We start from the raw sequence: 12675 nt of genomic DNA on the forward strand, positions 1-12675 counted from the left end.
CGTCCGAAGAGAAAACCTGGCGTTGGACAGCCGATGCCTGACCAACGCCAAAGAAAGGTCCGACAGGCGTTGCGCCTGCCGGTGAAAGCACGTTGGCCGCGGCGATCAGAACGAGGTGGTCATCGAAACGTAGTAGGCGCGACCCGGCTCGTTGTAGGTTGCCGCGCCGGCGTCGAAGGAGTTGCCCTGGCGGTACAGGCGCTTGTCGAAGAGGTTGCTTACCCCGCCCCGTACGCTCAGGTTCTCGCTGAAGGTGTAGCCGGCGCTGACGCCCCAGATGCCATAGGTACCCACCTCTTTTCGCGAGACCACCGGCGTGTTGCGGCTGGTGCCATGCTTCGGCGGCTCCTGGCGGCCGTAGATGGTGCTGGTCAGTTGGGTGGAAAGTCGCTCGCTGGCCTGCCAGTCCAGGGTCGAGTTCAGGGTGTACTCGGGGATCACCGAAAGCGGGTTGCCGGTGTCCTTGTCCTTGGATTGCAGCATATAGGTCAGGTTGGTGCTCCAGCTCAGGTCCTCGTGCAGGGGGACCAGCAGGTTGCCTTCCAGGCCCTCGACCACTGCTTTCTTCGCGTTGCTCCATTGCAGGATGTTGTTACCGGTCCCGGTCTGTCCCATGACATCCAGCGGCGCGACGATCTTGTTCTTGTAGTCGTTGCGGAAGTAGGTGAGCCCGGCGACCCAGCCATCGCGCCGGAACTCGATGCCCAGTTCCTTGTTTACGCTGGTCTCGGCGTCCAGGTTCTCGTTGCCGACCAGGTAGCAGCCGCCGCTGCTGGTCTGGATCGGGCAACCGTTGCCACGGGTATAGAGCAGGTAGTTCGGGTTGCTCTGGTACAGGTTGGGCGCCTTGAAGGCCCGTGCGATACCGGCCTTGACCGTGAAGTATTCGCCGAGCGTTTGGGAAGCGTTCAGGCTCGGGCTCCAGTTCAGGCCGAAGTCGCTGTGATCGTCCAGGCGCAGCCCGGGGGTGAGCATGGTGCCGGGGCGCAGTTCGATATTGTCTTCCACGTACAGCGCGCGGATCTCCGCCTTGCTTTTCGGGCTTCGCGAGCCGGCCGCGGGGGTCCCCGGCAAGCTATCGCTTCCCACGAAGCCCTGCTTGAGCGAGGACGGGTCGTTGAGGGTTTCCTTGTTCCACTCCGCGCCCACCGTCAGCACCTGCTCGAACAACGCATGCAACGGAAGGTTGAGTTCGCCGCTGAGGCGATAGTTCTCCAGCTTGCTGGTGCTGAACGAACGGTCGGCGCCGATCTGCCCCTCGACGGAACCGGCCAGCCCCTCCTCCAGACGGTTGTTGCGGGTGGAGTCGTACTGGGCGACGAACCTGGAAGTACCGAACGACCAGGTCCCGTTGTGGGTGATGGCGTAGTTCTCGCGATACATGCGGTTGGTCTCCGCACCGTCGTCGGCGAGTCCCTGGGTATTGGCGGTGCCGTTGTTGTTCTGGGTATCGCCGGCATAGATGTTGCCCTGTCGGCTGAAGCCCGCTTCGAAATCGACGACCTGGTCGGGGGTCACCTGCCACGACAGCATCCCGCTGAGATCGCGATTGCGTACCCCTTCGCGTCCGGCCACGGTACGGCTCGGGTTGACGGTATGTCCGAGGTTGATGTCGGTATCGTCCGAATCGGTCTTGTTCGCGCTGCCGTACGCGCGGAAGCTCAAGGCTTCGGTCAGCGGCCCGCTAAGGCTGAAGTTGGCGCGGCGCGTGGCGCCATCCTTGGAGCTTTCCGGAATGTTGGTGAACACCGTCATGGAACCACGCAAACGATCGGTCGGGCGCTTGGTGATGATGTTGACTACCCCGCCCGCCGCGCCGGAACCGTAGCGTGCCGCCGCGGGCCCACGGAGGACCTCGATGCGCTCGACCTCCTCCGGCGGCACCCAGTTGCTGTCGCCGCGGGTGTCGCGTTCGCCGCGCCAGCCGTAGCGCACCGAGTTGCGCGAGCTGACCGGTTTGCCGTCGACCAGGATCAGGGTGTTCTCCGGCCCCATGCCGCGGATGTCGATCTGCCGGTTGTTGCCGCGCTGGCCGCTGGAACTGTTGCCGGTGAGGTTGACCCCGGGCATGGTGCGGATGATCTCGGAGAGATCGTTCACCGGCGGGCGCTTCCTGATGTCCTCGGCGGTGATGATGGATACCCCCGGTGCCTGCTTGAGCTCCTGTTCGGCGGTGCCCAGCACCACCTCGTCACCCAGCTGGACCACCGATTCGGCGCGTTCGTCCAGCTCTTCCAGGCGCTCGTCCTCGGCCAGGGCCTGCCCGCCCAGCAGGCTCGATGAAGCGAAAAGGACGGCAGCGGCGAGATGGCCGCGACGGAATTGGGGGTACATGCGTGACTACTCCTGTCGAGGGAAAACGGGTAGCAGGCGAGCCACGAGGGATACGTTGACGTTTTTTCTGAAGCCTGGGTCGCCGGCGTTGCGCGGGTGACGTCTCGGCACGGGTAGGACAGGGCGCAGACCCGGAACAAGGCCGGCCGAGGAGATCGGAACGGATGATAATCATTCACAAAAGAGAGTAAAGATCATTTACATCCAGGCCAAATGTAAAGGCACCTGCGCCTCGCTAGGCAGAAGGCAGCACCAGGCACAGGCGCAGCCCCGGATCGGCGGCTTCCGCCCATAGGCGGCCGCCCTGGAGCACCACGGCGCGACGGGCAATGCTCAGTCCCAGGCCGAAGCCCTTGCCGGTACGTGCCGAAGACAGCCGGGTGAACGGGCGGAAGATGGTCTCCAACTGGTGCTCGGCCACACCCTCGCCCTGGTCTTCCAGGCAAAGCCACCAGCAACTTCCTTCGCGCCGACCATGCAGGCGGATCACGCCGCCTTCCGGCGAATGCCGGATGGCGTTACGCAGCAGGTTCTCCAGGGCCTGGGCAAGTGCATTGAGGTTGCCACGCACGACACAATCCTCGGGCAGAGCGCTGCGGAACCGCTCGGCGGCCCAGCCGCTTTCGAAGCGTGCGTTCTCCACCAGCAGGTCCCATAACGCCGGGATGGAAATGTCCTCCAGCGCCAATACCGGGCGTTCGGTGTCCATCCAGGCCAGCTCCAGGGTGTTGTCCACCAGTTGCTGCATGCCCTGTACCTCCTGCTCCAGGCGCTCGCGCAGGAGCTGCGCGGACAGCGTGCCCTCTGCCGCCACCTGCAGGCGCGCCAGCGGCGTGCGCAGCTCGTGGGAGAGATCGCGGAGCAGTTGGCGCTGCAACACCATGTGCTCGTCAAGTCGCTCGGCCATATGGTCGAACGCCCGCCCCAGATCGCCCAGCTCGTCGCTGCGCCGGCTGATCTCTGCCTGCGTACGCGCCGTCAGGTCGTTGCCGCGCAGGGCATTGGCCTGCGCTCGCAGGCGTCCCAGCGGCACTATCCAGCGCCGATACAGCAACACTCCCAGCAGCAGGGCCAGCCCGGCCGGCACCAGGCCATGGGTGACCAGGCGCTTGGCCGGCGACAAGCCGGGAGGGACGAACTCGGCGGGAAGACGCAGGACCACCCGGCCTTGCTCCGGATGTTCGGGGAAGCGCAGGCTGATGAACGGCCGCGACAACGAGCGGGAGCTCATCGGCCAGTCGACGCCCCGCAGGAAAGTCAGGCGCTCGGCTTCCTCCGTGGTGAGCGGACGACTGCCCAGCGATTGCAACCGTCCGTCGAGCACGACCACCCAGTCCAGCGCCCGCTGGCGCGGCTCGGCCAGCCAACGGTCGATGCCCTCGCGGCCATCGTCGAGCCAGGCACGTTCGGCTCGCCGCGCATAATCCGCCAAGGCGGAGCGGGCTTCGGCGGACAGGTAGTAACCCTTCAGTTCGGCACTGCGTCCCCAGGTCCAGGACAGCCATACCGATAGCAGGAAGAACGCCACCAGCACCAGGGCCAGGCGCCAGAACAGCGAATGGCGGTTGGGCATCATGGCGCCGGTGTCAGGACGTAACCCTTGCCCCAGACGGTATGCAACTGGTGACCGGCGTAACCGAGGCGTTGCAGCTTGCGCCGCAGGTGACTGACGTGCATGTCCAGGCTGCGATCATGCTGGGTATGACCGCGGTGCAGGACATGCTGGTAAAGGAAGGCCTTGGTCAGGGTCTCGCCTTCCGCGGCGAGGAAGGTTTCCAGCAGGCGGTATTCGGTCGGCGTCAGGCCGGCGAACCGCTCGCCAAGGCTGACATCGCAGACATCGGCAGAGAATTGCAGCGAGGGCCGCGCCAGCGGTTCGGCGCAGCGGCCCGGCGCGCCCCCCCGCTCCAGGGCGATCCGACGCAGGATGGCATCGATGCGTACCCGCAGCTCGGCCAGGCTGAAAGGCTTCGGCAGATAATCGTCGGCGCCCTGGCTGAACCCGGCGATGCGGTCCTGCTCGGCGCCCAGGGCCGACATAAGGATCACCGGCAGCGCCTGCTCCTGGCGGAGTTGGCGAAGAATCTCGAGGCCATCGCGCCCGGGCAGCATGATGTCCATCAGGATCAGGTCATAGCCGCCGCTGCGCGCAGCCGCCAACCCCTCTTCCCCGTCTCGGCACCAGGTCACCTCGAAACCGCTGCCATTGAGGTGCTGGAACAGATGTGCACCCAGTGTCGGATCGTCCTCGATGGCCAGCAGTCGGGGGTCGGGCGTCAGGGATGGGAACATGGCAGCCAAATAAGATTGATTAGCAATCGTGCCAGTATTCACGATCTTTCCGCTTCGTCGCAAGCCGAATCCGCCGGGCTGCGCACATCGGTGCAGATTCCCCTTCCGCGACCCGCTAAACTGCGCGGGGTAAACGTATGGCCGGGGAGCGTCGGCCATCCCGATCTGGCTCGACGGAGAGACGTGTGTTCAAGGATCTCGGCATCAAGGGGCGCGTACTGCTGCTCACCCTGCTCCCCACCAGCCTGCTGGCGATGGTGCTTGGCGGTTACTTCACCTGGGTCCAGCTGTCCGACATGCGCGCCCAGTTGATCGAGCGCGGGCAACTGATCGCCGAACAACTGGCGCCGCTGGCCGCCACCGCGCTGGCGCGAAAGGATACCGCCGTGCTCAACCGCATCGCCAACGAGGCGCTGGACCAACCGGACGTGCGCGCGGTGACCTTCCTCGACGCCCGCCAGGAACGCCTCGCCCATGCCGGGCCAAGCATGCTCACCGTCGCCCCGGCCGGCGACGCCAGCCATCTGAGCATGTCCACCGAACTGGACACCACGCACTTCCTGCTACCGGTTCTTGGCCGCCACCACAGCCTGTCCGGCGCCACCGAGCCTGACGACGAGCGCGTACTCGGCTGGGTCGAACTGGAACTGTCGCACCACGGGACTCTGCTGCGCGGATATCGCAGCCTGTTCACCAGCCTCTTGCTGATCGCCGCCGGCCTCGGCGTCACCGCCCTCCTCGCCCTGCGCATGAGCCGCGCGATCAACGCGCCGCTGGAACTGATCAGCCAGGGCGTCGCCCAGCTCAAGGAAGGCCGCATGGAAACCCGCCTGCCACCGATGGGCAGCAACGAGCTGGACGAACTGGCCTCTGGCATCAACCGCATGGCGGAAACGCTGCAGAGCGCCCAGGAGGAAATGCAGCACAACATCGACCAGGCCACCGAGGACGTACGGCAGAACCTGGAAACCATCGAGATCCAGAACATCGAGCTGGACCTGGCGCGCAAGGAGGCCCTGGAGGCGAGCAGGATCAAGTCCGAGTTCCTCGCCAACATGAGCCACGAGATCCGCACCCCGCTCAACGGCATCCTCGGTTTCACCAACCTGCTGCAGAAGAGCGAGCTCAGCCCGCGCCAGCAGGACTACCTCACGACCATCCAGAAATCGGCGGAAAGCCTGCTGGGGATCATCAACGAGATCCTCGATTTCTCGAAGATCGAGGCCGGCAAGCTGGTTCTGGAAAACCTCCCTTTCAATCTCCGCGACCTGATCCAGGACGCCCTGACCATGCTGGCTCCGGCCGCCCACGAGAAGCAACTGGAACTGGTCAGCCTGGTCTACCGGGATACCCCGATCCAATTGCAGGGCGACCCGCAGCGGCTGAAGCAGATCCTCACCAACCTGGTCGGCAACGCCATCAAGTTCACCCAGGGCGGCACCGTCGCCGTGCGCGCCATGCTCGAGGACGAAAGCGACGACCGCGCGCAGCTGCGGATCAGCGTACAGGACACCGGTATCGGCCTCTCCGAGGAGGACCAGCAAGCCTTGTTCAAGGCCTTCAGCCAGGCCGACAACTCACTGTCGCGACAAGCCGGTGGCACCGGCCTGGGCCTGGTGATCTCCAAGCGCCTGATCGAGCAGATGGGCGGCGAGATCGGCGTCGACAGTACGCCAGGGGAAGGCGCCGAGTTCTGGATCAGCCTGAGTCTGCCGAAAAGTCGCGACGACAACGAGGAGCCGGGCGCCTCCTGGGCCGCGGGCCAACGCGTGGCGCTGCTCGAACCGCAGGAACTGACGCGCCGCTCGCTGCACCACCAGCTCACCGACTTCGGCCTGGAAGTGAGCGAATTCGCCGACCTCGACAGCCTCCAGGAAAGCCTGCGCAACCCGCCGCCCGGCCAGTTGCCGATCAGCCTGGCGGTGCTCGGCGTCTCGGCCGCGATCCATCCGCCGGAAGAGCTGAGCCAGTCGTTCTGGGAATTCGAACGGCTCGGCTGCAAGACCCTGGTGCTTTGCCCGACCACCGAGCAGGCGCAATACCACGCGACCCTGCCCGACGAACAGGTCGAGGCCAAGCCCGCCTGCACCCGCAAGCTGCAACGCAAGCTGCAGGAGTTGCTTCAAGTCCGCCCGACGCGCAGCGACAAGCCCCACGCCATGGTTTCCGGACGGCCGCCACGGCTGCTCTGCGTCGACGACAACCCGGCCAACCTGCTGCTGGTGCAGACCCTGCTCAGCGACCTCGGCGCCCAGGTCACCGCGGTGGACAGCGGCTACGCGGCCCTCGAGGTGGTGCAGCGCGAGCGCTTCGACCTGGTCTTCATGGACGTGCAGATGCCCGGCATGGACGGCCGCCAGGCCACCGAGGCGATCCGCCGCTGGGAGGCCGAGCGGGAAGTCAGCCCGGTGCCGGTGATCGCGCTCACCGCACATGCGCTTTCCAACGAGAAGCGCGCATTGCTGCAGGCCGGCATGGACGACTACCTGACCAAGCCGATCGACGAGCAGCAATTGGCCCAGGTAGTGCTGAAGTGGACCGGACTGAGCCTGGGCCAGTCGCTGGCCAGCATGAGCCGTGCGCCGCAGCTCGGCCAGTTGAGCGTGCTCGACCCCGAGGAAGGGCTGCGCCTGGCCGCCGGCAAGGCCGACCTCGCCGCCGACATGCTGGCGATGCTGCTGGCCTCGCTGGCGGCGGACCGCCAGGCGATTCGCCAGGCCCGCGACAACGACGACCGCACCGCTTTGCTCGAGAGGGTCCACCGGCTGCATGGCGCCACCCGCTACTGTGGCGTGCCGCAGTTGCGCGCGGCCTGCCAGACCAGCGAAACCCTGCTCAAGCAGAACGATCCGGCGGCGGCCGCGGCCCTGGACGAGCTGGACAAGGCCATCGAGGCCCTGGCCGACACTGCCTCGGCCACCACCCACCTGTCCTCCACCAGCCTCGACTCCAGCGAACTCTGACCATGCGCATCCTGTTCTTCAGCACCCAGGCCTACGACAGCGAGAGCTTCCAGGCCAGCAACCACCGGCACGGCTTCGAACTGCACTTCCAGCAGGCCCACCTGCAGGCGGACACGGCGGTCCTCGCCCAGGGCTTCGAAGTAGTCTGCGCCTTCGTCAACGACGACCTCTCGCGGCCGGTGCTGGAACGCCTGGCGGCCGGCGGCACGCGCCTGGTCGCCCTGCGCTCGGCCGGCTACAACCACGTCGACCTGGCCGCCGCCGAAGCGCTCGGCCTGCCGGTGGTGCACGTCCCGGCCTATTCGCCGCACGCTGTCGCCGAGCACGCGGTCGGCCTGATCCTGACGCTCAACCGGCGCCTGCACCGCGCCTACAACCGGACCCGCGAGGGCGATTTCTCGCTGCATGGGCTGACCGGCTTCGACCTCCACGGCAAACGCGTCGGAGTGATCGGCACCGGACAGATCGGCGAGACCTTCGCCCGCATCATGGCCGGCTTCGGCTGCGAGCTGCTGGCCTACGATCCCTATCCCAATCCGCGCATCCAAGCGCTCGGCGGCCGCTACCTGGCGCTCGACGCCCTGCTCGCCGAGTCCGACATCGTCAGCCTGCATTGCCCGCTGACCGCCGACACCCGCCACCTCATCGACGCGCAGCGCCTGGCGACGATGAAACCCGGCGCGATGCTGATCAATACCGGCCGTGGCGCCCTGGTGAACGCAGCGGCGCTGATCGAGGCGCTGAAGAGCGGACAACTGGGCTACCTCGGCCTGGACGTCTATGAAGAGGAAGCGGATATCTTTTTCGAGGATCGCTCCGACCAGCCCCTGCAGGATGACGTGCTGGCACGCCTGCTGAGCTTCCCCAACGTGGTGGTGACCGCCCACCAGGCCTTCCTTACCCGCGAGGCGCTGGCGGCGATCGCCGACACCACCCTGGACAACATCGCCGCCTGGCAGGACGGGACGCCGCGCAATCGGGTCCGGGCCTGATGGCGTGGTAGCATGCGCGGCTGATTGGAGGCTCCATGGCTGAACACGATTTCCGTTACACCCTGCTCAACCCGCAATACACCCTCAACGAATGCCGCGCGCTCTCCCCGGGGCGCTACCAGGTCACCGGCACCGGCGGCTCGATCAAGGCCGACGACGTGCTGCTGGTCAGCCTCAAGGGCAGCAAGACCCTGAGCATGCGCCTGACCGTGGAAAAGGTTCGCCACCTGATCAACCCACCCGGCCAGTGGCTGGCGGTCGCCCGCGGCCCGGCATTCCGCGAACTGGCGATCCATACCTGGCAGGTCGACTGCGACCAGTGCCAGGCTCGTCTCGACTTCGAGTTCGCCGTGGACGCCAGTCTCGGTCGCAAGGCCCTGGCGCCGGCCGCCGAAGAACGCATTCACGAACTGGGCTGGCGCAGCCGCGAAGGCAAGCACCTGTGCCCGAAATGCCAGTAGGGCGAACGCCCCGTCCGACCGACGGTCTGTGAACTATCGCCCGTACGAAATGCGCAAAGGAAACGCCATGAAACCCTCTCTCGCCCTCTTCGCCTCCGCCGCCCTGATCCTGGGCGGTTGCGCCAGCCAGGAGACCACCCTGGAAACCGAGCAGGCCTACCAGGTCGACTGGGTCGGGGCACAACCGACGATGGACTACAGCCACATCAGCCTGACCTTCGACGGCCAGGGCCGCGCCTTCGGCAATGGCGGCTGCAACCACTGGTTCGCCAGCTACACCCTGCAGGACGACCTCCTTCAGTTCGGCGCCATCGGCAGCACCCGCCGCCTGTGCGCGGCGGAGATCATGGAGCAGGAACGGCGCTTCCTGGCCCTGCTGCAGAGCGTCCAGCACTGGGACATTTCGCCGTCCGACGAGCTGCGCCTGTGGCCGGCCGAAGGCAAGCCGCTGCGCCTGGTCCCCGAGCACGACTGAAGCCTGAAGCGGCGCTACCCGGCGCCGCCCGTTTACATTTTTTTGACATCCATTTCATTCCCGCTTGACCACCACGTCCCTAGGCTTCCGCATCCTCGCCCGGAGACGCTTGATGTTCGCCCCACCCAGCACCGAGACACTCAACCGCTTCTTTCTGTTGTCGTGGCTGGTGGTGCTCTGGCAGGTGCTGCGCCTGCAGGACGGGATCGTCTTCGACGACGCCTGGCTGCCGCTCTGGAGCGTCGCTGCCAGCCTGAGCTACGCCTTCCTTTATATAGTCCCGGTGTACCTCGCCTGCCGACTGCTCCTGCATTTCCATGATCGCCTTCCCGTGCGCCTCAGTCCGTGGCTGGCAGGCGTGCTGGCCATCGTCGGCAGCGCGGCGGTACAGATACTGCTCTACGCCGACCGCACCCTCTACGACCTGTACGGATTCCACCTCAACGGTTTCAGCATCGGCCTGCTGGTCTCGCCCGGCGGCCTCTCCAGCCTCGGCAGCGGCGACGGCACCCTGCTCAGCGCAAGCCTGGCGGCCCTGGCCCTCCTCTGTCTGCAGGTGCTGCTGTACAGCGCCTGCCAGGTCAGCCGCGAGCGCCTTCCCGCGCTCCCTCGGCGCGCCTGGCGCTACCTGTTGGCGGCCTTCCTCTGCCTGGCCCTGGGCGAACGCCTGGCCTATGCGTTCAGCTCCCTGCGCGACTACCGGCCGATCCTGCTGGCCAGCGAACGCTATCCGCTTTACCTGCCATTGACCGTCCGCAGCCTGGCGCGAAGCCTGGGCATCCAGCCGACGCCCACCCAGCGCGAGCTGCTCCAGCAGCAGAGCGACCTGCACTATCCGCTCCGGCCGCTGGAGATCAGCGCCCCGGCGCACCCATTGAACATCGTCTGGATCGTCGCCGAGTCGCTCCGCGGGGACATGCTCGATCCGCGCTACATGCCCAGGCTGTGGGACTTCTCCAACCGGGCGATCCGCCTGGACAACCACTACAGCAGCGGCAACCTGACCCAGATGGGCGTCTTCGGCATGTTCTACGGGCTGCACGGCGGCTACTGGGACGCCGTGCTGAAGGCCGGCCAGCCGCCGGTGCTCATGGAGGTACTCAGGCAGCAGAACTACCAGTTCCGGATCAATGCCGCGCAACGTTTCAGCTATCCGCCCTTCGACCGCAGCGTGTTCGTCAACCTGCGCCCCCAGGACCTGCACGTGCTGGATAGCCCGGAGCCTGCCTGGCAGCGCGACGCCCGGAACACCGACGACCTGCTGCGCTTCGTCGATCGCCGACTACCCGACCGGCCGTTCTTCGCCTGCCTGTTCCTCGAGTCGAGCCACGCCAACTACAGCTTCCGCGACGAGACCGCGAAAATCCGCCCCTATCTGGTCAACTTCAACTACCTGACCACCGATTTCCAGGCGCAGATGCCGCTGATCAAGAACCGCTACCTGAATGCCGTGCGCGAAGTCGATACACAGATCGGCCGCCTGCTGCAGCACCTGGAAAACCAGCACCTGCTGGAAAACACCGCGATAGTGGTGCTCGGCGACCATGGGGAGGAGTTCATGGAACGCTCGCGCTGGGGCCACAATACCGAGTTCAATCGCTATCAGACCGGCACCGTCGCCGTGCTGAGCATTCCCGGACAGGCGCCCCGTGCCGTCCGCGGCATCACCAGCCACATCGACCTGCCCGCAACGCTCCTGCCGCTGCTGGGCGTACACAATCCGCCCCGCGACTACTCGCTGGGACAGGACCTGCTCGCAGCGGACTACCATCGCGACTATGCGGTGAGCGCCGATACCACGCGCATCGCCTACCTGGGCGAAGGCTTCAAGGTGAGCTTCCCACTGCGTGGCACGGACCGTCACCACGGTCCGGTGAGCGATGGCGACGACCGCCCGCTCGACGTGGAACAACAGGAAGCCATACGCGGCCCACTCCGTGCAGCACGCCTGGAACTGCTGCAGGATCTCGGCCGCTTCAGCGCCTTGCCGGTAGGGGAAGAGCCGTCGCCGCGGAACCTCGCGACTTCGTTGACGCCATGAGGAGCATCAGAACAGCCTGAGTTGTTCGTGGGCGCCCTGCAGGTCGAGCAGGCGCACGCCGACGCCGATCAGGCGCACCGGACGATTGCCACGGGCAAAGGCCTGGCCGAGCAATTGCCGGTAGCTCTCCAGGTCGCGCCCGGCGCCGGACTGTTCCACCGTGGTCTGGGTGAAATCGTGAAACTTCAGTTTAACGAACGGCTTGTCCGGCCGATAACTGCCATCCAGGCGTTGCAGGCGTCCGTCCAGCTCCTCGAGCAGGGTCGGCAGTTCCTCCAGGCAAGCCGCCAGGTCCGGCAGGTCGCGATCGAAGGTACATTCGACGCTCACCGACTGGCGCCGGCTGTCGACTTCCACCGGTCGCTCGTCGATACCATGGGCCAGTCCCCACAGGCGTTCGCCGAAGCTGCCGAACTCGCGCACCAGGCTCAGCTTGCTGCCCTGGCGCAGGTCGGCGCAGGTGCGGATGCCCATCCGCGCCAGGCGCTCCGCCGTGACCTTGCCGACGCCATGCAACTTGGCCACCGGCAACTCGGCGACGAACCCGTCGACCTGCTCCGGGGTAATCACGAACAGCCCGTCCGGCTTGCGCCAGTCGCTGGCGATCTTGGCCAGGAACTTGTTCGGCGCGACGCCCGCCGAAACGGTGATGTGCAGCTCCTCGGCCACCCGGCGGCGGATGTCCTGGGCGATCCGCGTGGCACTACCGGCGAAATGCGGCGAAGCGCTGACGTCCAGGTAGGCCTCGTCCAGCGAAAGCGGCTCGATCAGATCGGTATAATCGCGGAAGATCGCATGGATCTGCTTCGACACCGCCCGGTAGACATCGAAACGCGGGCGCACCACCAGCAGATCGGGACACAGCTTGAGCGCCGTGCGCATGGCCATCGCCGAGCGCACGCCATAGGCCCGCGCCTCGTAGCTGCAAGTGGCGACCACTCCGCGCTTGTCCGGCGAACCGCCAACCGCCAGCGCCTTGCCGCGCAGGCTGGGGTCGTCGCGCATCTCGAGGGCGGCGTAGAAACAGTCGCAGTCTATATGGATGATTTTCCGCACCGGAATCTCGCTACAAGCCCCGCCGGGCCTGCCCCGGAGCGCTGAATTCTAACATTGGGCA

The 12675-nt window shown here is 66.1% G+C and carries 9 protein-coding genes; 5 read left to right on the top strand and 4 right to left on the bottom strand.

Annotated elements, in window-relative coordinates; genetic code table 11:
• Positions 1-105: 105 nt before the first annotated feature.
• The 3 genes from pirA to pirR all read right to left on the bottom strand — a co-directional run bounded on the left by pirA (position 106) and on the right by pirR (position 4626).
• A complete protein-coding gene (pirA, locus tag AC1RB9_RS20980) occupies positions 106-2334 on the bottom strand; it encodes a TonB-dependent siderophore receptor PirA (RefSeq protein WP_003117107.1) in 2229 nt (742 codons plus the stop codon).
• A gap of 235 nt (positions 2335-2569) precedes the next feature.
• Positions 2570-3907 carry a sensor histidine kinase PirS gene (pirS, locus tag AC1RB9_RS20985; protein ID WP_010895528.1) on the bottom strand — a complete coding sequence of 446 codons (1338 nt, stop codon included), beginning with the start codon at positions 3905-3907 and terminating at the stop codon, positions 2570-2572.
• A complete protein-coding gene (gene pirR, locus AC1RB9_RS20990) occupies positions 3907-4626 on the bottom strand; it encodes a response regulator transcription factor PirR (protein WP_003102425.1) in 720 nt (239 codons plus the stop codon). The genes pirS and pirR overlap by 1 nt, the downstream gene beginning before the upstream one ends.
• A 185-nt stretch (positions 4627-4811) precedes the next feature.
• Between pirR and gacS the strand changes: the two genes are divergently transcribed.
• The 5 genes from gacS (at position 4812) to AC1RB9_RS21015 (ending at position 11558) form a co-directional block, all read left to right on the top strand.
• The gene (gene gacS / locus AC1RB9_RS20995) at positions 4812-7589 is read left to right on the top strand and encodes a two-component system sensor histidine kinase GacS (RefSeq protein WP_003102426.1); all 2778 of its coding nucleotides are present in this window, start codon (positions 4812-4814) and stop codon (positions 7587-7589) included.
• Between the two features lie 2 nt (positions 7590-7591).
• On the top strand, positions 7592-8581 hold the full coding sequence (locus AC1RB9_RS21000) for a 2-hydroxyacid dehydrogenase (protein WP_003086027.1): 990 nt from the start codon (positions 7592-7594) through the stop codon (positions 8579-8581).
• Positions 8582-8616: 35 nt separating this feature from the next.
• Positions 8617-9042, top strand: coding sequence for a hypothetical protein (locus tag AC1RB9_RS21005; RefSeq protein WP_003112592.1), 426 nt, complete (start codon positions 8617-8619; stop codon positions 9040-9042).
• A gap of 67 nt (positions 9043-9109) precedes the next feature.
• Positions 9110-9517, top strand: a complete 408-nt coding sequence (locus AC1RB9_RS21010; RefSeq protein WP_003112593.1) for an META domain-containing protein — start codon at positions 9110-9112, stop codon at positions 9515-9517.
• Positions 9518-9629: 112 nt separating this feature from the next.
• Positions 9630-11558 carry a sulfatase-like hydrolase/transferase gene (locus AC1RB9_RS21015; protein ID WP_003454534.1) on the top strand — a complete coding sequence of 643 codons (1929 nt, stop codon included), beginning with the start codon at positions 9630-9632 and terminating at the stop codon, positions 11556-11558.
• A 6-nt stretch (positions 11559-11564) separates the two neighbouring features.
• On the opposite strand, the gene dinB is transcribed toward AC1RB9_RS21015, so the two are convergent.
• On the bottom strand, positions 11565-12614 hold the full coding sequence (gene dinB / locus AC1RB9_RS21020; RefSeq protein WP_003086018.1) for a DNA polymerase IV: 1050 nt from the start codon (positions 12612-12614) through the stop codon (positions 11565-11567).
• Positions 12615-12675: the final 61 nt, after the last annotated feature.

It is taken from the genome of Pseudomonas sp. 20-5 (assembly GCF_056782835.1).

Coding starts and splice junctions, on each gene's coding strand:
- pirA (WP_003117107.1), bottom strand. CDS start 2,334: ATGTACCCCCAATTCCGTCGCGGCCATCTCGCCGCTGCCGTCCTTTTC.
- pirS (WP_010895528.1), bottom strand. CDS start 3,907: ATGCCCAACCGCCATTCGCTGTTCTGGCGCCTGGCCCTGGTGCTGGTG.
- pirR (WP_003102425.1), bottom strand. CDS start 4,626: ATGTTCCCATCCCTGACGCCCGACCCCCGACTGCTGGCCATCGAGGAC.
- AC1RB9_RS21000 (WP_003086027.1), top strand. CDS start 7,592: ATGCGCATCCTGTTCTTCAGCACCCAGGCCTACGACAGCGAGAGCTTC.
- AC1RB9_RS21005 (WP_003112592.1), top strand. CDS start 8,617: ATGGCTGAACACGATTTCCGTTACACCCTGCTCAACCCGCAATACACC.
- AC1RB9_RS21010 (WP_003112593.1), top strand. CDS start 9,110: ATGAAACCCTCTCTCGCCCTCTTCGCCTCCGCCGCCCTGATCCTGGGC.
- AC1RB9_RS21015 (WP_003454534.1), top strand. CDS start 9,630: ATGTTCGCCCCACCCAGCACCGAGACACTCAACCGCTTCTTTCTGTTG.